25 protein-coding genes and 1 pseudogene are annotated in these 22822 nt (G+C 39.4%); 16 read left to right on the top strand and 10 right to left on the bottom strand.

What is annotated here, in order from left to right:
* Nucleotides 1-34: 34 nt before the first annotated feature.
* From F885_RS12030 to speB, 3 genes are read right to left on the bottom strand one after another with little or no spacing between them, the layout of a single operon-like run.
* Nucleotides 35-1540: a purine-cytosine permease family protein gene (locus F885_RS12030; RefSeq protein ID WP_005315634.1), complete on the bottom strand. Its 1506-nt coding sequence runs from the start codon at nt 1538-1540 to the stop codon at nt 35-37.
* A gap of 57 nt (nt 1541-1597) precedes the next feature.
* Nucleotides 1598-2914 (bottom strand): MFS transporter, encoded by a 1317-nt coding sequence (locus F885_RS12035; protein ID WP_005315629.1) that lies wholly within the window; start codon nt 2912-2914, stop codon nt 1598-1600.
* A gap of 52 nt (nt 2915-2966) precedes the next feature.
* On the bottom strand, nt 2967-3929 hold the full coding sequence (speB, locus tag F885_RS12040; RefSeq protein ID WP_005315626.1) for an agmatinase: 963 nt from the start codon (nt 3927-3929) through the stop codon (nt 2967-2969).
* Between the two features lie 146 nt (nt 3930-4075).
* Between speB and F885_RS12045 the strand changes: the two genes are divergently transcribed.
* Nucleotides 4076-4954: a LysR family transcriptional regulator gene (locus F885_RS12045; RefSeq protein ID WP_004807253.1), complete on the top strand. Its 879-nt coding sequence runs from the start codon at nt 4076-4078 to the stop codon at nt 4952-4954.
* Nucleotides 4955-5061: 107 nt separating this feature from the next.
* Here the strand turns inward: F885_RS12045 and F885_RS12050 are convergent, their stop codons facing one another.
* The 3 genes from F885_RS12050 to F885_RS12060 form a co-directional block, all read right to left on the bottom strand.
* Nucleotides 5062-6162 (bottom strand): porin, encoded by a 1101-nt coding sequence (locus tag F885_RS12050; RefSeq protein ID WP_004807251.1) that lies wholly within the window; start codon nt 6160-6162, stop codon nt 5062-5064.
* A gap of 254 nt (nt 6163-6416) precedes the next feature.
* A complete protein-coding gene (locus tag F885_RS12055; protein ID WP_005315619.1) occupies nt 6417-6830 on the bottom strand; it encodes an HIT family protein in 414 nt (137 codons plus the stop codon).
* A gap of 97 nt (nt 6831-6927) precedes the next feature.
* The gene (locus F885_RS12060) at nt 6928-7197 is read right to left on the bottom strand and encodes a YARHG domain-containing protein (RefSeq protein WP_004807247.1); all 270 of its coding nucleotides are present in this window, start codon (nt 7195-7197) and stop codon (nt 6928-6930) included.
* Nucleotides 7198-8005: 808 nt separating this feature from the next.
* On the opposite strand from F885_RS12060, the gene F885_RS21215 reads away from it, so the two are divergent.
* The 3 genes and pseudogenes from F885_RS21215 (at nt 8006) to F885_RS12080 (ending at nt 10350) form a co-directional block, all read left to right on the top strand.
* Nucleotides 8006-8287 (top strand): hypothetical protein, encoded by a 282-nt coding sequence (locus F885_RS21215; RefSeq protein ID WP_005315605.1) that lies wholly within the window; start codon nt 8006-8008, stop codon nt 8285-8287.
* Between the two features lie 92 nt (nt 8288-8379).
* Nucleotides 8380-8842, top strand: a pseudogene (locus F885_RS12075) (hypothetical protein).
* 920 nt (nt 8843-9762) lie between these two features.
* Nucleotides 9763-10350, top strand: a complete 588-nt coding sequence (locus F885_RS12080) for a lysozyme (RefSeq protein WP_005315598.1) — start codon at nt 9763-9765, stop codon at nt 10348-10350.
* 307 nt (nt 10351-10657) lie between these two features.
* Here the strand turns inward: F885_RS12080 and F885_RS12085 are convergent, their stop codons facing one another.
* A complete protein-coding gene (locus tag F885_RS12085; protein WP_005315596.1) occupies nt 10658-10975 on the bottom strand; it encodes a DMT family transporter in 318 nt (105 codons plus the stop codon).
* 199 nt (nt 10976-11174) lie between these two features.
* Nucleotides 11175-11618: a BLUF domain-containing protein gene (locus F885_RS12090; protein WP_026057554.1), complete on the bottom strand. Its 444-nt coding sequence runs from the start codon at nt 11616-11618 to the stop codon at nt 11175-11177.
* Nucleotides 11619-11983: 365 nt separating this feature from the next.
* Here F885_RS12090 and F885_RS12095 point away from each other — a divergent pair, with 365 nt between their 5' ends.
* The 4 genes from F885_RS12095 to F885_RS12105 all read left to right on the top strand — a co-directional run bounded on the left by F885_RS12095 (nt 11984) and on the right by F885_RS12105 (nt 13998).
* Nucleotides 11984-12577, top strand: a complete 594-nt coding sequence (locus F885_RS12095; RefSeq protein ID WP_005315593.1) for a LysE family translocator — start codon at nt 11984-11986, stop codon at nt 12575-12577.
* A 48-nt stretch (nt 12578-12625) separates the two neighbouring features.
* Nucleotides 12626-12835 (top strand): hypothetical protein, encoded by a 210-nt coding sequence (locus F885_RS12100; RefSeq protein WP_004807234.1) that lies wholly within the window; start codon nt 12626-12628, stop codon nt 12833-12835.
* Between the two features lie 380 nt (nt 12836-13215).
* On the top strand, nt 13216-13392 hold the full coding sequence (locus F885_RS21010; protein ID WP_171068197.1) for a hypothetical protein: 177 nt from the start codon (nt 13216-13218) through the stop codon (nt 13390-13392).
* 75 nt (nt 13393-13467) lie between these two features.
* Nucleotides 13468-13998, top strand: a complete 531-nt coding sequence (locus F885_RS12105; RefSeq protein WP_050560230.1) for an isochorismatase family protein — start codon at nt 13468-13470, stop codon at nt 13996-13998.
* Nucleotides 13999-14096: 98 nt separating this feature from the next.
* Here F885_RS12105 and F885_RS12110 read toward each other — a convergent pair whose 3' ends face one another.
* Nucleotides 14097-14969, bottom strand: a complete 873-nt coding sequence (locus F885_RS12110; RefSeq protein ID WP_005315588.1) for an NAD(P)-dependent oxidoreductase — start codon at nt 14967-14969, stop codon at nt 14097-14099.
* Nucleotides 14970-14972: 3 nt separating this feature from the next.
* On the bottom strand, nt 14973-16058 hold the full coding sequence (locus F885_RS12115) for an alpha/beta fold hydrolase (RefSeq protein ID WP_005315584.1): 1086 nt from the start codon (nt 16056-16058) through the stop codon (nt 14973-14975).
* Between the two features lie 135 nt (nt 16059-16193).
* Between F885_RS12115 and F885_RS12120 the strand changes: the two genes are divergently transcribed.
* The 8 genes from F885_RS12120 (at nt 16194) to F885_RS12155 (ending at nt 22804) form a co-directional block, all read left to right on the top strand.
* A complete protein-coding gene (locus tag F885_RS12120; protein ID WP_005315581.1) occupies nt 16194-17381 on the top strand; it encodes an O-succinylhomoserine sulfhydrylase in 1188 nt (395 codons plus the stop codon).
* Nucleotides 17382-17393: 12 nt separating this feature from the next.
* Nucleotides 17394-17723 carry a YbaB/EbfC family nucleoid-associated protein gene (locus F885_RS12125; RefSeq protein ID WP_004653412.1) on the top strand — a complete coding sequence of 110 codons (330 nt, stop codon included), beginning with the start codon at nt 17394-17396 and terminating at the stop codon, nt 17721-17723.
* A gap of 104 nt (nt 17724-17827) precedes the next feature.
* Nucleotides 17828-18424, top strand: a complete 597-nt coding sequence (gene recR, locus F885_RS12130; protein ID WP_004653413.1) for a recombination mediator RecR — start codon at nt 17828-17830, stop codon at nt 18422-18424.
* Between the two features lie 286 nt (nt 18425-18710).
* Nucleotides 18711-19853: a ribonuclease D gene (locus tag F885_RS12135; RefSeq protein ID WP_005315565.1), complete on the top strand. Its 1143-nt coding sequence runs from the start codon at nt 18711-18713 to the stop codon at nt 19851-19853.
* A 179-nt stretch (nt 19854-20032) separates the two neighbouring features.
* Nucleotides 20033-20338, top strand: a complete 306-nt coding sequence (locus tag F885_RS12140) for a YcgL domain-containing protein (protein WP_004653415.1) — start codon at nt 20033-20035, stop codon at nt 20336-20338.
* A complete protein-coding gene (locus tag F885_RS12145; RefSeq protein ID WP_032859243.1) occupies nt 20331-20717 on the top strand; it encodes a hypothetical protein in 387 nt (128 codons plus the stop codon). Before F885_RS12140 ends, F885_RS12145 begins: the two co-directional genes overlap by 8 nt.
* A gap of 35 nt (nt 20718-20752) precedes the next feature.
* Nucleotides 20753-21604 carry an AAA family ATPase gene (locus tag F885_RS12150; RefSeq protein ID WP_004653417.1) on the top strand — a complete coding sequence of 284 codons (852 nt, stop codon included), beginning with the start codon at nt 20753-20755 and terminating at the stop codon, nt 21602-21604.
* A gap of 12 nt (nt 21605-21616) precedes the next feature.
* The gene (locus F885_RS12155) at nt 21617-22804 is read left to right on the top strand and encodes a vWA domain-containing protein (RefSeq protein WP_004653418.1); all 1188 of its coding nucleotides are present in this window, start codon (nt 21617-21619) and stop codon (nt 22802-22804) included.
* Nucleotides 22805-22822 lie beyond the last annotated feature (18 nt).

Below are 22822 nucleotides of genomic sequence, written 5' to 3'. Positions count from 1 at the left end.
AGGCTTTTTTCTAAGTTATATATCTGCATCATTGCTATTCTGACACCAATGATCTATGACATTGCTGCTTGGTCTTTTTCGCGCTAGATGTTGCTTTGTATACATTACTTGGCTCAGGGAACAGTTTGAGCAGTGAAATATAAAGCAATGCTGCAAGTGTAATACTGATCGGTAAACTCAAATCAAGACCGTTGAATAAATGCCCCCAGATACCAATAAACTGATCTGGTAAATGCACAAAGCAAAGGCCGATAAGTGCACTGGGTATCCATGCGATGATGCCACGCCAATTCCAACCATGATGAAACCAGTAAGCGCCGCCTTTTAGGCCATTTGCAAACACCTGTAAATCATCATTTTTATAGTAACCTTTCCGTGTGATAAATCCGATAATCATAATGATGATCCATGGACTGGTACACACCACTATTAGAGTGGCAAAAGTCATGACGCTTTGAGTCAGATTCGCTGCAAAACGACCTAGAAATATAAACAGGATGGACAATAGACCAACCCAGATCGTGGCTTTAACACGTGTGAGTGATTTTGGAAAAAGACTCGACATGTCCAAACCCGTACCGTACAAGGCTGTAGTTCCAGTAGATAAACCACCAATCAGTGCAATTAAACACAATGGAATAAAGTACCAAGCTGGCGCAATTTGAATCAGTCCAGCGATGTAATTATTTTGTTCAATAAACACGGGAGCACTGCGAGCAACAATGCTGGCGGTGACTAGACCAAACAGAAAGGGAATTAAGGTTGCAAGCTGTGAAGCAAATACGGCTGCCATGATTTTATGGGAGGCGGTTTCTTTAGGAATATAGCGCGACCAGCCACCAAGGAAAGTACCAAAGGAAATTGGGTTACTGAATGCAATCAAGGCTGCACCAGTGAAAGCTGCCCAAAATCCAGCTTGTCCGAGTTGAATTTGTCCTGCGTAAGTTGAATCAAATTGCTTGGAAAAAGCAAACAGACCTAAAAAGAATAATAGACTTGATGCAATCACGGCCACTCGGTTCACCAGTAGCATAAAGCGAAAGCCATAGATACAAATCGTAAGCACCAATAAGGCAAAGCCACTATAGACCAATCCATATAGCCAGTTACTTTGATAAGAGCTGTCAAATAGACGTTGAGTTGCACCAATCAGTGCATCGCCAGAACTCCACACGGAGAGCGAAAAAAATGCGATGGCGGTAAGTAAGGATAAAAATGAGCCGACAACTCTGCCATGCACGCCAAAATGGGCGCCAGAAGCCACGGCGTTGTTGGTTCCCGTACGTGCACCAAAAATTCCCATTGGCGCTAAGATACAGGCCCCCAAGATAACCCCACACAAGATTGCCCAGAATCCAGCTTGAAAAGAAAGGCCAAATACAATCGGGAAGCTGCCTAAGACACAGGTCGAAAAGGTATTAGCGCCACCAAAACTTAAACGAAATAGATCAAAAGGGCTTGCTGTACGGGCATGTGCAGGTATCTCTTCGATACCATAACTTTCGATTGTTGTAATCTGTTTAGAACGATCTCTATGCATAATGCGCTACTCTTAATATCCATTTATCAGGTTCAGGTTTGCTTGTTGGTTCATCCATTAAGCGGCTTGTTTGGGGCTGACGTGCTTTTGTTCAGCCTGTTCCTGAGAAAGTTGCTTTTTTCTTAGTCGGGTAATGCCACAAATGCCAATGAGGGACAGCAGCGAGAGAAAACTAAATAAGAACGCCAAAGGTAACCATTGGCCTGCATAATGTTGAGCCAACAAAGTGCCAATGATGGGTGTGGTTCCACTGGTGATTGCCGCAATCATTTGATAGGAAATGGAAATCCCTGAATAACGGACATGTGCAGGAAAAGCTTCCGCCATAAAGCCAGCGACAACGGCATATAAAGAAGACAGCGCAATGACCGCAAGCGTAATCCCCAACACGATGTAATAGATATTTTGGGTACTCACCAGCATAAACATTGGATATGGAATGGCGATACAGAGGATTGCAGCCCAGAACAGAAAACGATGTGTCCCCACTTTACTGGCATACCAAGCTGCAATTGGCATGGCTAGAAATTCAAATAGGGTGACCCAAAACAAAGCATCTAAAATCGTGGGGCGGCTGATCCCCATATATTGGGTGACATAGCTAATCATGAAGGTATTGGTGAAAAAGAAACCCGCTGTCCCAATGGTAATCGCCAGTCCAGCAAAAACCACTTGAGGCCAATAGTTTTTAAGCAACTCTTTTACTGGGTATTTGGCTATTTCTTGTTTGGCTTGCATCTGTTTAAATTCAGGGGATTCTTCTACACCTAGACGGATGGCTAGGCCAATGAGCATAAATACAAAGCTGAGTAAAAAGGGTATACGCCAGCCCCAACTCAGTAAGGCTTGTTCATCCAAAGACGTAATACCTTTAAAGACTAAAAGGCACAGAATCAGACCTGCTGGGCTGCCCATTTGGGCAAAAGAGGCGAAAAAAGTTTTTTTATGGGTAGGAGCATGTTCGCTGGCCATGAGTACTGCTCCACCCCATTCACCACCGACTGACAAGCCTTGCAAAAAGCGTAGTACGATTAGAAGAACAGGGGCCCAAATCCCAATATGCGCATAGCTGGGAATCAAGCCAATTCCAGTGGTGGCCAGTCCCATCAGCAGCATGGTAAATAGCAGCATTTTTTTGCGACCTAATTTATCGCCTAAATGCCCGAAAATAACGGCAGCAATCGGTCTGGCAATAAAACCGACAGCAAAGGTTGCAAAAGCCGCTAATGTCCCTGTTACAGGATCGGTTTCAGGGAAAAATACCAAGCCGAGCACGAGAGCTGCAGCCGTGGCATAAACATAGAAGTCATAAAACTCGATTGTTGTTCCAACGAAGGCCGCGGCAGCAGCCCGTTTTGATTGATCTTTTTTCATTCCATCTCGACCTATTTTTATCCATGTGTTTTTCTTGTTTTATCGTGGGACGTTATTTACGTATTTTTACCCCAGGGAGGACGCATAACATTTCATACAGCAGATTCGCGCCAAGCAATGAGGTATTGCCTGTCGTGTCATAAGGTGGTGAGACTTCAACCAAATCACAGCCGATCAGATCTAGACCCTGACAGCCGCGGATAATTTCCATGGCTTGAATGGTTGTCAAACCGCCGATCTCTGGTGTTCCTGTCCCTGGTGCCCAAGCAGGATCAATCCCATCAATATCAAAGGATAAATACACAGGCCCGCCAGCAACTTGTGCTCTCACTTCCTCCATTAAGGGAGCGAGCGATTTATGCCAGCATTCTTCAGCTTGAACGACCCGAAAGCCTTGTCGTCGACTCCAATTGAAGTCATCTGCACTATAGCCTTGAGCCCGTAAACCAATTTGCACAACGCGTTGACAATCAAGTAGTCCTTCTTCAGCAGCACGTCGAAAGGTGGTGCCATGTGCGACTTTTTCACCAAACATCTCATCATTGACGTCTGCATGCGCATCGATATGAACCAAACCAACAGGCCCATGTTTTTTATGGATCGCACGTAGGATTGGAAGAGTCAGCGTGTGATCACCACCAATCGTGAGCGGAATAATCGGATGGGCCAGTACGCGATCATAATGTTCTTCAATAATGCGTACCGCTTCTGTCAAATTAAAGGTGTTGATCGGGACATCACCAATATCAGCCACATTGAGTGAATCAAATGGTGCTGCGCCAGTTGCCATGTTATATGGGCGAATCATGACCGATTCGGCACGAATTTGCCGCGGGCCAAAACGCGTGCCTGAGCGCAAAGATGTACCAATATCTAGAGGGATCCCAATAAAAGCCGCATCCAGTTCGGCCAAACCTGCATCATTATCGACAACTGGTAGGCGTAACATTGAGGCAATGCCACCAAAACGCGGCATTTCATTACCACCGAGCGGTTGATTTAAGCGCTTGTTCATTTGCTTCTCCTTTTTCTTATTTATTGATCAGCTCGGAACAGGGTTAAATCTTATTTTTTAAAAACTTAGTTTTGATTTTTCTAAACTAAGTTTTACAAGAATGTTTTAAGATGAAGTGAGGCAGAGGGAAAATTGAGATAAAAGCCATGACGCATATGGATATCAAGTTAGTTCGAATTTTTGTCAGTATTGTAAAGAATCAAGGGTTTGCAAATGCCCAGCAAGAGCTCAACCTATCAACCTCGGCCATTAGTACCTATATGAATCAATTGGAACATATGGTCGGTTTCAAGTTATGTGAACGTGGACGTGGTGGTTTTGCAATCACTCAAAAAGGTGAAATGTTTTTTCAGGAAGCCAAGCGCATACTGAATGAGTTAGAAAATTTTTCTAGGCACACTGCACAGATCAAGGGCGAACTGACGGGTACCATTAAAATAGGGATGCTGGATTCGATGGTGACAGATCGAAATATCCCTTTAGATCAAATCATCCAACAGTTTTCAGAACAGAATCCAAATGTTTATATTAAATTGCAGGTGCAATCTCCCTATGAGTTGCAGATGGGGATTTTGGAAAATCGTTTTGATGTTGCGATTGGATCTTTTTTTCTGAAAATGAATGGCGTGATGTATCAAGCTTTGCACAAAGAACAGCAATGGTTATTTTGTAGTGATACGCACCCCTTATATAAACAGCAAGGTCTAACGGCAGAAATTATTCGACGTGAAAAAATGGTCAGTCGTGGTTATTGGAGTCATACCGAATTGGCCAAACAAGGATTTAAGCATTCTTTTGCTACAGTTGATTCGATGGAAGCACAATTGGTACTTATTTTATCAGGGCAATATATTGGTTATTTGCCAGAGCATTTTGCTCAATATTGGGTGGAACAACAACGCTTAAAAGTACTACTTCCAGCAACATTTGGTTATACAGCACCATTTTCGCTTATTTTTAGACGAGGCAGAACTAAAGATCCTGTTATTCAGAGTTTCCGTAAAATTATCAAAGGCTTTTTTTGATGGGAGCTCCCGAGTTAGGAAAAATCAAAGTATTGTGAGTGTAATACAAAAGAAAAAGGGCTGATCAAGATCGCCCTTTTTCTTATAAGATAGGAGGTAGCTTCAAATTAGAAGTTATATTCCATACCTAAACCGATGGTTGTTTTCTTATCATCTTTCACTAACCAATCACGTTTTTGTTGACCTACAACACCGTAGAAACGTGTTTGTTTATTGATTTGGTAATCAGCACCTACACCATAAAGGTCTTGTTTACGATCATCACGGCCATTTACTTCAGTTGTTGCAGAGATATATTCTGCTTTTAACTTAATTGGCGTTGATGGAATTACGTATGCAGCAGTTACGCCGTAAGCATCTTCTTGCAAGCCTTTATAAGACGTTACAACAGCAGGAGTACCGCTTGTCGTAATTACTGTGTCATCAGTTGGTTGAGTTGTTTGCCATAATGCACCAAACACTAGGCCATCAACACCTGCTGGTGTTAAGTCTAAAGAACCTGTTACACGGATTGCATCAGAGTAAATGTTTCCACCTAATTCGCTGTTATAAGCATTGTATTTAGATGCAACACCAAAGTTACCTGCAACAGCTGCAGCTAAACCGAAGTCTTTGTTTTCATAAGTGATTGAGGTTGAAACACCATCACCAAAGCTATCACGGCTGCCTTTTTGGCCTTTTGCATTGTTCGATACAGTAGACGATTCTTCACCTTGTTGGAACATGATGTTGAATGCTAAACCACCGAGTAATTTCTTATCTGTTTCGAAACCAATCACATTCTTTAAGCGATCTTCGCCAGCTAGGATAGCTGTCATATCTAACTCATTGTGATCGTTAAAAATATCTTGGTTGTTGCCAGCAGCATTTTTAAAGTAAGAGTCATATTGGCCTACTTTTAAAGTACCGATACCATCTGACTTAATACCGACATAACGGTTACGGTTACTGAATACATCACCGTCACCATCTGCACTGATTTGCCATTCAATTAAGTAAACTGCTGAAAGGTTATCAGTCAGTTTTTCTTCACCTTTTACCCCGATACGAGAAGCGTTTGAGTTTACTTTAGTTACGCTTTCGTCTTTAAAGCCATTCTTATCAATTTGATCTAAAGTCACATTGAGCTTACCATACAATGTTGGTGCTGCTTGCGCTGCATTCATGGCTAAAGTTGCTACAGTAGCAGCAAGAAGCAATTTTTTCATTGAGATTTCTCCAAAACACTTTTTGTAAATGGCTGATGCCTTAGTTACTGTTATGAGCTTGCTTATGTACATAAAGTTACATAGCTCACTGACTTGTATGCAGTATCGGTAAACTTTGTGACAGAGAAGTGAAAGAAAAATGACAGTTTGATGACGATTCATATTTAGTAATAAATATATTTCTTATTATTTTTTATATAATTAGCAAACAAAAAAAAACGGAGTAAAAACTCCGTCTTTATAAAAATAAGAACTTAAAGTGCAGCTTTGATTTTTTCAGCGAGTGCTGTAATTTTTTCTTGATCACCCATTTTTGCCGCATGGCGACCAAGTTCATGCACTGAACTAGGGATCAGATGGAAATGCACATGAGGGACGGTTTGTCCCGCTGCTGCACCAGAAAGCTGCATAAGTACGATACCTTTGGCATCTAAGGCAGTTTCCATTGCTTTGGCAATTTTCTGCACGATCTGGATGGTATATGCAGCCGCATCGGCAGGGAGGTCCAATAAGGTAACTGCTGGTGTCTTTGGAATCACTAAAGCATGACCATCTGCTTGGGGCATGATATCCATAAACGCGAGAACCTGATCATCTTCATAGATTTTGATTGCAGGTAATTCACCACGAAGGATTCGTGCAAAAATATTTTGGTCATCGTATGCCATGATTCATCCTTTAGATAGGCTTATTTTTTCAATAATAGCATCCACTCTCCGTGATCAGAGAGTGAATTGGAGTGTTTAAAACACGATATTTGGCTGCTTATTTGCAGTTAAGCTCTTTTTGACGAGCTTTGATTTCATCAAGACGTTGTTGTTCTTTATCAGAAAACTTTGGCTTAGTCGTATGGCAATTTTCGTTACCAAACTTCGCTTTAGCATCAGCGTCTTTAAAACAGAATCCTTTAGATGCATAGATCAGGTTCGAGTCATCCTGTAACTTTTTACATTCTTGTTCTGGTGTTGCAGCTTGTACACTAAAACCTGTGAGGGTAATTAAGCCAGCAAAAACCGCAACCATTAACTTATTCATGAGGTGTTCCTCTAATCAAAAAAGTATAAATCAATGCTGTATGAAATAGATCCATATGGCGCTTGATCGCTACGCATATACCAATATAAGGTTTATTAATGAAATTTCAATGAAACTGTATGGTACGAGTGTAAGTTTACTCCATAATTTATCCTTATAATATGGAAAAGCCTTATATATCAAGAGCTTTATTATAATTTTATATAAAACAACTGATTAAGATGATTTTTATTGTGCATTAAATTGCTTGTTTTATGGTATTTCGCTCTTTTTAAAGGTTTATTTATATATTGATTGCTGTTATATGAGTTTTAACAAAATAAAATGTACATGATATTCTGGGTTGTATTTTGTTCAATTGCAGAATAAACAATGAAGATTGTAAATGGATTTGAAATCATAAAAATTGGATCGTGAATGCTTTGTTCAGAATATTGAGAATGAGTAAGATAAGATTCAACGCGGATTAAAAAATAAAGGCTCACTAAATAGTGAGCCTTTAGGGTGGCGTCCTTCGTTCTTTCGGCTACCCACAGGCTGGTTACTGGTTCTGGTAACGGGAGTAAAATTACTGACCCAACGGCAGGAACCCTGTGAAGTATCAACACAACCATCGGGAAGTCCTTGCTCCTGCACGGCTATTATAGTGAATACAGGACTTGCATTGGAAGTAATTCTAATCTTTTGATTGCGAAGCGTCTTAGATTTAAATATAATTGATTGATATTTATGTAGTTTTTTAAATTAATTTTTTGATTTATTATCTAAACGCCATTGAAAGCTAAGTTTTTTAACAAGAATATGAAAAATGCTGAAATATATTAAAACTAACCTTGCTATCCTTATCTTGATCATTATTGTTATAGGGGGACTCGGCTATCCCTTTTACTCAGGTAAATGGATTATGGCGCCCCGACTAAGCGAAATTGACAGTAAATGTTATGGGGTAGATGTACCAAGCAACATTGAGCATAACAAAGTACTACTTTTTTGTTCATGTGTTCATACGGTCGGTATTGAAAATAAAGAGGAGAAATACAAGTATTGTACCAATAGAATGGATAAAATTACTTACCGACAAGATTCTTGATGTGTTGGTCTTTAGTGTTTAAATTTGAAAGAATTGTGTAGAAATTATAAAATATATCCTTGTCTTTATTTATTTTATATTGAGTATACTTAATGAAAAAAATATTAATATTTCTAATAAATTCAGTTGTGACTGTTTCTGTGTATAGTGCTGATGATTTGTTTAATAAGCCTCCATCACTTTTAATCTTAAAAAATGACATACCTGAATATGAGATCAAAAGTCGTGAGCATGTTGATTTCTTTGAGTCAGCAAAGCAACAAGAACAAGATCGTCTAAATCAGCGTGATGTAAATGCGGCGAAGATGTATGAAACTCGGTCAAATACATCTAATATGAGCCCATTTGAACGATCTCAATATCTTCTAAAAAACAATGATACTCGTGCTTTAAATGCGTATGAATATGAGCAACAATTAAATTCACTGCAGAAGGCTCGAAATAGAGGCGTCATATCAGACCAAGATTATCAACAAAAAATTACCCAGCAAAATCATATGCCTTTAGAGCAAAAAAAATAATCAGCTTAAATTATCAGTTCCAGTTGGAGAATAAATTCAGTTCGTTTAAATGCTCATCGAAAGGTGGGCTTTTTAGCTCTAGTGCTTATGATTAGCTAATGCTTCTCTTGTGCTGATAGCCAAGTTCAACAAGAAGAAATGAGTTTTGCCTAAACTGAGCAACAATAGCTCATTATGTAGCTCAGCTTTAAAATTTTCTTAAAATAAGCATAAATTTGTTGATTTACATCACACTTTTATCTATATTTGCCTTGTTGTTTGATAATAACTAAACAACAATAACCTTCATTCAGCGCAAAAAGAATTAAGGGGAAGCCCACTCATTGAGTGGGCTTTTTAATTGTATATAACCCTGAATTTACTATGCAGTTTAAAGTATGGAAAGTGGAGCTAGAAGGGAGAGTCTGTTGCCTCAAATTGAATGATAAAACAAAATTATTAAGGATTACAAAATAAAAGCCCATAGTTTGGGCTCTTAATAAAGACTTCACTGTGACCATGATTCTTTTATCCTACTCAGTTTCAAAGGAAACTGTTAGGGGCGGCGTCCTTCGTTCTTTAGGCTTCCCAAGGCGTTACCTTTGCGGAAGCAGACCCGGTTAAAATTGGCCCAACGGCAGGAACCCTGTGAAGTATGAATACATCCATCGGGAAGTCCTCGCTCCTGCAAGCGTAATTTTAGCTAGTATGTTGGCTGAAGGCAATTGAATGAAGATTAATTGGTAGGCTTTGATAAATGTCGATTAAAGAGACATTGTGATTATTCAGCATATTGTTACATTCAATAGGTTTTGATCGGTTGGTTAGAGATGATGTAATGCAAATGTTGAACGTTAAGGATTGTCAGTGCTTTGATGTATTTAGCGTTAATATACGGTTTTCAATCTTTATGAATGATATTGTGGATTTATTTGGTTAGATGGAATGATGTGAAAAAATGGTAAGTGAGGAATCATGAAGACTATCTTGGATTACTTCCGCAAGCTCATTGATGTTAGGCCCCCTCAAAAACGGAATGATGCTAAAGATAAGCAAATGAATGTTGCAACGGCTTATGATACTGGCGATATGTTAGGTACAGCCTTTGATTTTGAAATGTCTATAAGTGCTCATGGTATCAATCTTATCACAAGCTTTGAGGATTTAAAGCTACATGCCTATGACGATGGGGTTGGTGTGTGGTCTATTGGATTTGGCACCACAGTTTATCCAACGGGTGTTCGAGTTAAGCAAGGGGATTATTGTACATTAGAGCAAGCAAAGTCTTTTTTTCAACATGATTTAAAGTACTTTCAAAAGGCTATAAATGAAGCTGTCACTGTTCCACTTTCTCAGAATCAATTTGATGCTCTGGTTTCATTAGCATATAACATCGGCAGCAATGCTTTTAAAAATTCGACATTGCTAAAGTATTTGAATGCACTAGCGTACCAAGATGCGGCAGACCAGTTTTTGGTTTGGAATAAAGGTGGTGGTAAGGTTTTAAAAGGATTAGTTCGCCGTCGGGAGGCTGAGAGAAAGCTGTTTCTAAAAAGAGGTTAAGGCCATATAAAGCAATAATAGATATTTGAAGAATGTTCTGGGTTCGAAATACCAGCTAGGGTTTACGAAGTTTGGCGTTCCATTGGATTAAGGGCGTGTTCTAATTGTGCATCCGAATTCATTACTAGCTCAAATCTATGTATGCCCGCAGATAGGAATCCTAAATTTGATACAACAGCACTTTACATTCTTACAGTTGGTTTTCTAATTTGGATATTGCTTATTTTATATCTATTAAAATAAATAAAAATTAGCATTGAACTCTGTAGTATAAAGCCCTCAATTGAGGGCATTATACAATTGAAAACTAAGGTGTTGTCACTTTCATCAATACCACACCGAATACAATAGATGCTGCTGCTAATAGGCGTAAAAAACCCATAGGTTCATGTAAGAAGAATATTCCAATCAGGAAGGCACCAACAGCTCCGATTCCGACCCAAATCGTATAAGCAGTGCCTAAAGGCAAGGTCTTCATAGAGACAGCCAGTAAACCGAAACTCAAAATCATGAATACAATGGTAATGATGCTAGGGGTGAGCTTGGTAAAACCGTCAGACATTTTCATAGAATATGCCCATACGATTTCAAAAATACCAGCTAAAATTAAATAAGCCCAAGCCATTTCGACACCTCATTAATAATATTTTTTAGGTCGTCCCAAAGCTTGAAAAATTGAACAAAGAGGTCGTCCTCTTCGCAATATATATAAGCACTAATGGGCAATTCATTCAATTTTTTTTTGTTAAATTTTATTCCGATTGGTAAAATTTATCTGGTAAGGGTACTTTTAGACATTTAATTTCAATGAATAATTTATTCACTCACGAAACATATGCTTGTACATCATATTCAGGTTCACCAGCTAAAACAGAAACAAATTTCTCAACGGTTTCAGCCGTTAGCAGGTAAGGGTTGAATTCTTCTAAATGGTACTTCATGAAAAAGTCTGAAATATTCTGGTTGACTGGTGAAAATTTCATAGACCATTGTGAAAAAAATTGATTCTCACACTCAGTGTAATAGAGAATTTCACAATTGATATGGCGTTTATCTTTCACAATTTTGTTATAAAATAAATCATCAACGATGCTCTTTTGACCTTCTAAGCATTGTACAAAATAGCCATGACCATAATATAAAACACCTCTAATATCATTACGATAATTAAAGTCTACAGCTTCATCGAGGATTTTAATCAAATCTTTTTTTAAGTTCGAGTCAATATTCTTAATTTTACTTACGTATAAAAGCCTTACAGACTTCATCATGGGTACGCTCATTTTGAAGGTTGAACTCATGTTATATAGAAAAAACAATACTTTGTATACTTTAGTCTGTAACCAAGTACGCAGACTTCATACTTTTATTTTATCTATGAACTTTTATTGAGAATTGAAATATTATGTAAACTAGGGTTGGGCTATCTACATGGAATTATTAAGAAAATGTGATTTTAATCTCGTTTTTATGCGAAGTTGATTAAGTTCTGAATTTAATTTTTAATAAAATAAGACACTGATTTATAATGTAAAAAAATGAAAACAATATTTTTGGTTACAACCAATTTGTCGACAAGACTAGATTTAGTTTGCCATATTGCGTTTGCGAAACTTAGCAAAGGTATTTGTCTATGGTGTCATTTCTATTTATTGGTTTGATCATTACGATCTTACTAACACCTGGTCCAACGAATACATTATTGGCTTCGTCTGGAATCCAAACGGGTATTAAAGGTTCACTGAAATTGATCCCCGCAGAGGTTGTTGGTTATTTTATTGCCATTACGACATGGGGCTTTTTACTTGAGTCTGTTTCACACGTTGTGCCTTGGCTACCACCGCTCATTAAGTTACTGAGTGCGACTTTTATTATCTATTTGGCAATTAAGTTATGGATTACTTCAACAAAAGAGTTAGATTTGGATCAACCTTTGATTACCTCTAAGGCTTTGTTTGTAGCAACCTTACTTAATCCTAAAGCTTTATTATTTGCTTCAGCTATTTTTCCACACACTGCTTGGCTCAACCTACATGAATATGTTGTTCATATGGGAACGTTCTTAGCACTGATCACTCCAATTGCTTTTTTATGGATTGCATTTGGATCTATTTTAATTTCCAACAAAATCTCTTGGCTGAATCAACGTAACTTACAACGTTCAGCAGCATTTGTTTTAACTTTCTTTGCGATGCCGTTGGCTTACTCAGCTATTTCATCGTTCTAAATTTTCGTTTCGCTGTTGTATTTAAAATTTAAAAAATTGGAGTTTTTAATGAACACTATAAAAATTAAGGTAAAGGATCAATTTGAGGCCGAGAAGATCGCGACAGCCAAAGTAAAAGCTGTCAATGATCAAGAAATTCCCTTCTTTAAACGAATTGAGCACATTGAAGTTGAAGGGGAGATTCTTCTACCAAATATGGATTTACTCTTTGAAAATCCCAAAGACGGCAGTATTTATCGATATGTTGGGGCTGTGTAGATTTATTCGCTATTGCTTGAAGACATTGACCCACGTTTAGACGTGGGTTTTTTGTATCCCCTAATAGTAGAGAGAACCTCGACGCAATAAATAAAAGATTGGAATAAATTAATGAGTCAAACGGAAATTTTTCTGTGCGTGTGGGCAAGGATTTTTATATCTAATCTTTTGTTGGACTTTTATTCCTTCACTTATCGCATTTATTGAATTCATCATTTATCTATGCTCAAGTGATGAAGAGTTTGCAAAAAAATACGGATAATTTAGATCAGAATTATCAAGGAAGCCCTCATTATATATGAGGGTTTTCTTATTTTAAGTTATAGAATTTCTAGCACGGCTGGATTTATTCAACGCATTCATCCTACGAATTTATTCACATGGGTGAAAGAGATTTGCTTAGAAAAATGGGTAAAACCTCTCCAAGATACTTTATACATAAAGAAGGTCGTCGCTTATGTGAAGCGACTGAATATGTATATGAGATAGATATGCGGATATATGCTGTTTTAATCTGTGATGAAAGGTTTTTTGAAATTGCTGTGAATAATAAATGATCGAGATCTTTAACCGAATTAAACTTTAAACATAAGGAGATACTTATCTCAACTCAACTAAATGTAGTAGATGCACTGATTGTAGTAGATATGCAAAATGCTTTTGTATTAGGACGTGGTGCTGTGCCTGACTCTAAACAACTCACTTCATCGATCAGTATTTTACTTGCTAAAGCTCGCTTGACTAAGACTCCCGTGATCTTCTTGCAAAATGATGGAGATATAGGGGCTTTAGATGAACCATGCCAAGCTGGTTGGGAGCTATTTTTTCCGCCACAATCTCATGAATTTATCATAAGAAAAAATCAAGATAATGGTTTTAATGGAACCCTACTTCAACAGATATTGGACGATCACGAGATTAAGTCTTTCGCAATATGTGGTGTTCTATCCGAGATGTGTGTTGCAGCAACTGCACGTGCTGCATTAGAGCTTGGTTATGACGTATTGTTACCACATGACGCCCATGCAACATATGATGTGCCAGCAGGGCCAGGATCGCATGGTGTACCTGCTGCGATGGCGGCGAGAGCAGCAGAGTGGTCGCTTGGTGATGAAATTAGGATTTGTGCATCAGTGAATGAGGTGGTTTTCAAGAGAGTCTGATATATAAAGTTTATAAATAACAATTTTTTATATGTTTTAAAAAACCGCTCAATAGAGCGGTTTTGATGTTTTAAAAAGACTTTTACACTAAAATTCTCTTATTTCAGGGTAATTTTACTCCACGACTCATACAATTTAACGGCTGCAGAGAAGTCACTATTGGGCTCAGCAGTTAAATTCGCTGCTTGAATCAAACTTTGCGTTAACGACAAAATCGGAGCAGGGAGCTTGGCATCCTTGACGAGATCAAGCGCGATGCCTGTATCTTTCGCCAGTAAAGGTAATCCAAACGTCACAGGAAACTCACGACTTAATACGCGCTGCGGGAAAATGGTTTCGGTAACTAGACTTTTGCCGCTAGAAGCATTAATACAGTTCAGTGCGGCATCCAGATTGACACCATGTGCTTTTAAGGTACTAAATCCTTCGGCAACAGACCATAAATTCACAGCGAGCAACATATTGTTAATGGCTTTTACCGCAAAGCCAGCACCAGATTCACCGACATGTTGAATTAATTTTCCGACGGCTGCCATTGCTGGGTAAGCACGTTCAAAAGCATTGACATCGCCGCCCACCATGACGGTTAAGGTTGCATTTTCAGCGCCAACCGTTTGCCCACTGACGGGTGCATCCAAAAAGTCCACATCTTGAGCTTTTAATTTCTCAGCCAGACGGCGTGCTGCTTCGGGCACTCCACTGGTGCAGTCAATCCAGATCGAGCCCGACTTAATTTCAATACCTTCGATTAATGCTTCAACATCATCGCTGGTCGGTAAACAAGAAAAGATAATATCGGCCTGAACCGCTTGAGCAAGTTCAACGGCTTGAGTTCCATATTCTGTTGCATGCTGTTCTGCTTTACTAAAATTTCGATTCCAGACATAAACGTTTTCGAAATATTTAGGAAGATGCGCCGCCATACGATAGCCCATAGCGCCTAAACCAATGAATGCAACAGATTGAGTCATACTTTACCTTTTTATTTGTGTTGATCGTTCGGCTAACCATGTCGCCAGTGTTGGCCAGAACTCAATGGAACTGTTTTGACTGGACATTAAACCTAAGTGCCCGCCAGGGATAAGAGTAAACGTGACATCTTGGCTGCTTGTCAACTGGGTCAGCGGGAATGCGGACTCAGAAGTCACCAGTTGATCGCCTTTACCTGCACCCACGAATAGAGAACAATTGATGTTTTTGAGTTCAATAGTTTTGTTCTTGAGCTGAATTGCGCCATTTTTTAAAGGATTCTGCAACCAGACATTAAATAGCATGTCCTGATTCACACCACCCGGATAATCAATCATGTTATTTAAGAAGTGGCTAAGCGTCGCATCTTCTTGTACCAACTTTAGATTATCCAAGTTTTTCAATAACTGGATATTGCCATCAATCCAGCCTTTAGGATCTAACAGTTTGAATCCAAGCGAGTTTAGGAAGCCTGGTGAATGAATCATTAACTTCGGTAAACGGTTATAGATGTAATCTTTAATGGTGGGGTTACGGTTAGTCAGATAAGCCAAAGTTTTATATAACTTGCCAATATAACCCGAAGCATAGCTGTCGATCGGACTACCTAAGACCACAAGATTTTTCACTACACTCGGCTGATGGCGTGCGGTATAAAGCGTGACGAAAATCCCCGCCATACTCCAACCATGTAGTGAAATTTTTTCAGATTTAGAATGTTGTTGAATGGCTTCAATACATTTAGGAATAAAGTTATCAATAAAAGATAGAAAGTTAATCTGATAATTTTTATAAGTCAGTTTACCCCAATCAATTAGATACACATCAAAACCGCTTTCCTGAAAGTGTTTGACCAATGAACGGTAAGGATACAGGTCATAGATATCCATATTGATTGCTAAAGGTGCAACGAACACCAGTGGTTCTTTATAGAGTTTTTTCTCTGAAGCATAGAAACGGACACGGGTTTGTTTGAATTGTGCAATCACTTGATAGGGTGTCGATTGAGACAAAACCAGTTTGTCGGCATCGAAGACACGCATAGCCAGATGTTTAAAATTTATTTTTTGCTGTTCCACAAGCGATTTCATCTTAGAAAGTCTCATCATGAGTCAAGATTGCACGAAGTCTAAGCGATAATTTCATCTTACGCCTTGACCTTAAATACCTTAGGCGCTCAAAATATTGGCATATTTCTTCATTATGATCATAAGGCATACAGAACGATGAATCCAAGCGATGATTTAGAATACCAACTAGAGACACTGGCAATTCGCACAGGGCATGATCGTACCTCTGAAGGTGAGCATAGTGAGCCAATTTTCCTGACCTCATCATTTGTGTGCGAAAGTGCGGCTGATGCTGCAGCAAAATTCTCTGGGCAAATCGCTGGTAATACCTATTCACGTTATACCAATCCAACCGTACAGGCTTTTGAAAAGCGTTTAGCGGTACTGGATGGCGCAGAACGTGCAGTCGCGACCAGTTCTGGTATGGCTGCGGTACATGCAATGTGTATGGCCTATTTAAAAGCGGGCGACCATGTCATTTGTTCTCGTGCGGTATTCGGTTCAATCATTGCATTATTTGAAAAATATGTCGCGAAATTTGCCGTTGAAGTGACTTTTGTCGATTTAGATGATCTTGAAGGCTGGAAACAGGCGATTCGTCCAAACACGCGTATTCTCTTTATTGAAACGCCGTCAAATCCATTGGCACAAGTGGGTGATATGCAGGCCATTGCAGATATCGCCCATGCCAATGGTGCTTTATTTGCAGTCGATAACTGCTTCTGTACGCCAGTATTACAGCAACCGATGAAGTTTGGTGCGGATTTAGTACTTTATTCAGCAACAAAATATATCGATGGTCAAGGTCGTGCGCTTGGTGGTGCAGTTGTTGGTAAAAATGACTTGCTTGAAGAAGTAAATGGTGTAATTCGTACTTTGGGTAACTCAATGAGTCCATTCAATGCATGGATTTTCTTGAAAGGCTTGGAAACACTGAGCATTCGTATGAAAGCCCATTGCGAAAGTGCACAAAAATTAGCGGAATGGCTGCATCAACATGAAAAAGTTGAAAAGGTGTACTACGCAGGTTTGGTCGATCATCCTGGACATGAGTTGGCGAAAAAACAACAAAAAGGTTTTGGTGGTGTTGTATCTTTTGTGGTGAAAGGCCAACGTGAAGGCGCTTGGACCGTGATCGATAACACCCGTTTCTTGTCGATTACCAGTAATCTAGGTGATGTTAAGTCAACAATTACGCATCCAGCAACGACCTCGCATGGTAGAATGTCGGCCGAAGCTAAACAAGCTGCAGGAATTGAAGAAGGTTTGATTCGTGTGTCTGTTGGTTTAGAAGACATTGATGATATTATTCGCGACATATCACGCGGTTTAGATTTAATTTAACGAGAGAAACTTATGAACATTAATATGCTCATGCAGCAAGCTCAGCGCATGCAAAAAGATATGGAATCAAATCTTAAAAAAGCCAAAGAAGAGCTTGCAAAAACTGAAGTTCATGCGGAAGCTGGCGGTGGTTTAGTTAAAGTAACCATGACTTGCCGTAATGTGGTTAAGCGTATCGAAATTAGTCCTGATTTATTACAAGACGAAGCAGATATGATTGAAGATTTGATTGCTGCTGCGATGAATGATGCCGCACGTCAAGCAGAAGCCATTTCTGAAGAGAAGTTAAAAGGTGCGAACACTGGTATGGGCTTACCACCTGGCTTATCTGGTTTATTTTAAATCCCTCCCGGCCTCCCTTTAAAAAAAGGGAGGAGTACCCCTCGTTATTAAAGATGGGTGAGGAGCGGTTGTAGCTCCGCAAGGGAGATTATGAGAGTTGATTTGTGTTTAGTGAACGATTTGAACAATTAGTTCAAGCATTACGTATATTGCCAAGTGTTGGTCCCAAATCAGCACAGCGTATGGCATTACATTTGTTAATGAAAAACCGTGAAGGTGCATTTGCGCTTTCTCATGCTTTACATGAAGCATCGAGCCATATTCATGAGTGCCATATTTGTCATTCATTAACAGAAAATGAAATCTGTGATATTTGTGCTTCAGTAGAGCGAGATGAACAATTGCTTTGTGTAGTTGAATCACCAGCAGATGTGATGGCAATTGAGCAGAGTGGCAGTTTTCGTGGGAAGTACCATGTTCTCGGAGGACACCTTTCTCCATTGGATGGTATCGGCCCGGAAGAGATCGGAATTCCATACTTGATTCAGCGGCTCAGCGCAGGGCAGATTCAAGAGGTGATTTTAGCCACTAATGCGACGGTAGAAGGGCAAGCGACTGCACATTATTTAGTTGAAGCAACCAAGCATTTACCGATTCACATGACTCGAATTGCGCAAGGTGTGCCACAAGGTGGTGAACTGGAATATGTAGATAGTCATACCTTAAGTCAAGCTGTACATAACCGTATGCGAATGAAATAGCTGAGTTCATTCGCATTTTTATATATTTATATTAAATTCATGCTGTTAATTTAAACAAATAATTAAATTTTACATATTGTCTAACATTATCGTAGATCTATTTATTGTGATTTGTGGCACTATTGACGGGCGAAAAGGATTTTCGTTTTTTGATGAATGGAAGAGGAGTAATTTCATGTCTTGCATGTGGAATACCAATTAATTTTTTTGTATTTTTCAGTTGAGCAATGACTGACATTGGGCAGTTTTATTGCACATGGTTCTTTATTATTTTACTTGAGCACACATGTTTCAGTTTATCCAACAGCAACAAGATTTAGCTGTTCTCCTCAAGCAGATGGAACAGTGTTCTGTCTACGCCCTTGATACCGAGTTTATTAAGGTCGATACCTTATATCCTAAACTTGGTGTCTGCCAAATCAATTTGAATGGTCAAATTCTATTGCTTGATGGCACCGCATTGGATCTCAGCAATTTTTGGCCGAAAATTTTTGCTGCACAACAGAATATTTTTCATGCCTGTGGCGAAGATATTGATCTGATCTATCATTATGCTGACCAAAAACCATTAAATAATGTATTCGATACCCAAGTTGCGTTGGCATTTCTAGGCCATGGGCTTCAAGTTAGTTATCAAAATGCGCTTAAAACCTGTTTGAATATTGAGATTGAAAAAGATCAGACTCGTTCGGATTGGCTTGCTAGACCATTAACGCAAGAGCAGATGTGCTATGCGGCAAATGATGTAATCTATTTAAGCAAACTTGCAGATGCATTGAAAACAGATCTAAAAGCAAAAGGGCTGTATCAATACGTATTGGAAGATTGTCAGAATCTCACCAAAGAGATTGCGATGGAAACACCATTGGCAGAGTTGTACACTGATATTGGTAATTATCGCCATTCGCGCCGTGAGTTGATGCAATTGCAACAACTCAGCATTTGGCGAGAGCAGATTACCAAGGCGCTGAATCAGCCGCGTAGCTTTATTCTGAGAAACTCCACCATGATTGATTTGGTGGAAAAGAATCCTCGCAATAATTTTCAGTTGGCACGAATTAAAGATATTCGTCCGCACATTGTACGCGAACATGGCAAAATGATTCTTGATTTACTCAAGTTCTTACCGCCAGAGGATGAATGGCCATTGCGCATGGCTAAACCGATCAAGAGTAATTCTAAAGAAGTTGCACCCAAAATTGATGCGTTGATTGAAAGTGTAGTCTTAAAAACTGGGATACCAAAAGAAGTATTACTACGTAAAAAATGGATGAATGCGATCTATGAACATGTGGTCTTTCATTTAGATGAGCAGTCCTTACCAAGTTATTTAATGGGTTGGCGCTATGACATTCTGACACAACCATTGATTGCGTTATTAAAAGAAGATATTGAATATCTTTCCACACAAATGAAAGTGGTACGATAAACAGCAAAGAGTGAATCAATGATTCGCTCTTTTTTTATTTTGATACATCGTTTTGTCTTTTCGTTCTGTACTTGCCATTTAAACCGTGCAAAAACACGACTCCAGCGTTAACAATCGTTAATGTATCCATTTTTATTTTCATGTATGCTGTCTTTGATTGTTAATAGATGTGAGTAAACATGCACTGCGATATTTATAGATCGAGCAAAAAAGATGAAATGTATATGTATATTGCTCGTCCAAATTATCCTGATGACAAGGAACAAGAAAACCCATTTGAAGGTGTTCCAGAAACAGTTCTACAAGCATTCGGCAAAGCGACCTTTGTCATGCATTTAGAACTTCATAATGAGCGTAAACTTGCACGTGCTAACGTTTTACATGTGTTAGATTCATTAAATACCAAAGGCTTTTTTATTCAGATGCCACCAGAAGGATTAATTAATCCGAATGCGGTAGAACCAGAGGGCTTACGTGGTGCTTGAGACTTTAACAGCGATATGGTCTAACATTCTTTCGGTTCTGGATCAATTTCCAGAAGAAAATGTTGCGATCATTGTTTATGTTACAGGGACGCTCATTGCATTGTGGTGTTGGTATCGTTTGATGTCACGCTTACCCAATCCAATTGGTGGCATCCTCTGGATTGTCGCTTTTGCCGTTCTTGCGACTCCAACAATTTCAGAAGGTCCAAACTCGGCCTTAGCACCAGCCATTTTTGGTTTGCTTTTTGGTGTCCTCACCAAAGAACATGTCTTAGTCTGGTCTAACTTATCATTGATTTTATTTGTCATTGGTACGGGGTTACTGATCGGCTTCTGCTGGTCAAAATACACTGCAAATAAAACTGCACGTTCAGTTTAGATACGATGTTAAATATAGAAAAATAAGGTTTTAAAATGTCTGCTGATACACAACACTTCACTGGTACAGATCAATATATTGCGACCGATAGCCTGAAACTTGCAGTGAAAGCTGCTCGTGCTTTACAAAAACCATTATTGGTGAAAGGTGAGCCAGGTACTGGTAAAACACTACTTGCAGAGCAAGTGGCTGAAAGCTTGGGTTTGAAGCTGATTACGTGGCATATCAAATCAACCACCAAAGCCCAGCAAGGTCTGTATGAATATGATGCTGTTTCACGTTTGCGTGATAGCCAGTTAGGTGATGATCGTGTCTATGACATTAAAAACTATATTAAACCCGGTAAATTGTGGGAAGCATTTACCAGCGAAGAGCGTTGTGTATTGTTGATTGATGAAATCGACAAGGCGGATATCGAATTTCCAAATGACTTATTGCATGAACTCGACAAAATGTCGTTTTATGTTTATGAGACCGGTGAGACCATTACTGCAACACAACGCCCGATCGTGATCATTACCTCGAATAATGAGAAGGAACTGCCAGATGCGTTCTTGCGTCGCTGTTTCTTCCATTATATCGAATTCCCTGATGATGCAACCATGCGTGACATCATTGCGGTCCATTTCCCGAATATTTCAAATACCTTGGTGAGTGAAGCCTTACAGGTGTTCTTTAAATTACGTGAAGTTCCGAATTTAAAGAAACCACCGTCAACATCAGAACTCATTGATTGGTTAAGCCTGTTGATGGCAGATGATATGCCAGAAGAAGTGCTGCGTAATCATGATAAATCCAAAGCGATTCCACCATTGTATGGCGCACTGATTAAAAATGAACAAGATGTGCAATTGCTTGAACGTTTAGCCTTTATGTCACGCCGCTAAGAGTGTTTAAAAATGTTTGTGCGACTGTTTTACACCTTACGCAAATATGGCGTACCTGTAACAACACGTGAGCTCATTGATCTTAATCAGGCGGTAGCGTCAGGTCTTGTGTTTGCAGATCAGGAACAGTTCTATCAATTGGCTAAAACGGTTTTAGTCAAAGATGAGCGCTTTTTTGATAAGTTCGATCGTGCCATGAAAGATTATTTTGACGGCATCGAAACTTTTGATTTAGACGAACTGCTGAAACAAGTTCACAAGTTACCTAAAGACTGGTTTGATCTTGAGCTGTTAGAGAAGCATCTTACGCCTGAGCAACGTGCAGAATTGCAAAAAGCGGGTTCTCTCGAAGAATTGATGAAAATGCTGGAAGAACGCTTACGTGAACAGCATAAAAAACATCAGGGTGGCAATCGTATGATTGGCACTGGGGGAACTTCACCTTTTGGTGCGTTTGGTGATCATCCTGAAGGTGTTCGTATTGGTGGGCCAGGGCGTAAACGTTCGGCGGTTAAAGTTTGGGAACAACGTAAATACCAAAATCTGGATGATGATCAGGTTTTGGGAACCCGTCAAATGCAAATTGCCTTACGTCGTTTGCGTAAATTTGCACGTCAAGGTGCTGCTGAAGAGCTCGATGTCGATGGCACTATTCGCGAGACAGCAAAACAAGGCATTTTGGATGTGCAACTGGTTCCAGAGCGTCGTAACCGCATTAAAGTGCTCATGCTGTTTGATGTTGGTGGTTCGATGGATGCCTATATCGCTGAGTGTGAAAAGCTATTCAGTGCGGCCAAATCTGAGTTTAAAACCCTCGAATATTTCTATTTCCATAACTGTCTGTATGATCATGTGTGGAAGGATAACCATCGCCGTAGTTCAACCCGTATGAATACTTGGGATCTGTTCCATACTTATGGACGTGATTATCGGGTCATCGTGGTTGGTGATGCCAGTATGGCGCCGTATGAATTAAAATCTGCGGGTGGCTCAGTTGAATATATGAATGAAGAGTCGGGTGAAGTGTGGCTTAGACGTTTACGTCAGCATTTCGACAAAACCGCTTGGTTGAACCCTGAAATGGAAGGTTACTGGCATTACACCCAAACCATTAACTGGATCAAAGAAATTTTTGAGAATCACATGTTTCCAATGACCTTGAAGGGGCTTGAGGACATGACACGCTACCTATCGCGTTAAAACTTTATATTAAGACTT

It is taken from the genome of Acinetobacter higginsii (genome assembly GCF_000369845.1).
GTDB lineage: Bacteria > Pseudomonadota > Gammaproteobacteria > Pseudomonadales > Moraxellaceae > Acinetobacter > Acinetobacter higginsii.
This window is presented reverse-complemented; position numbering and strand designations above follow the sequence as displayed.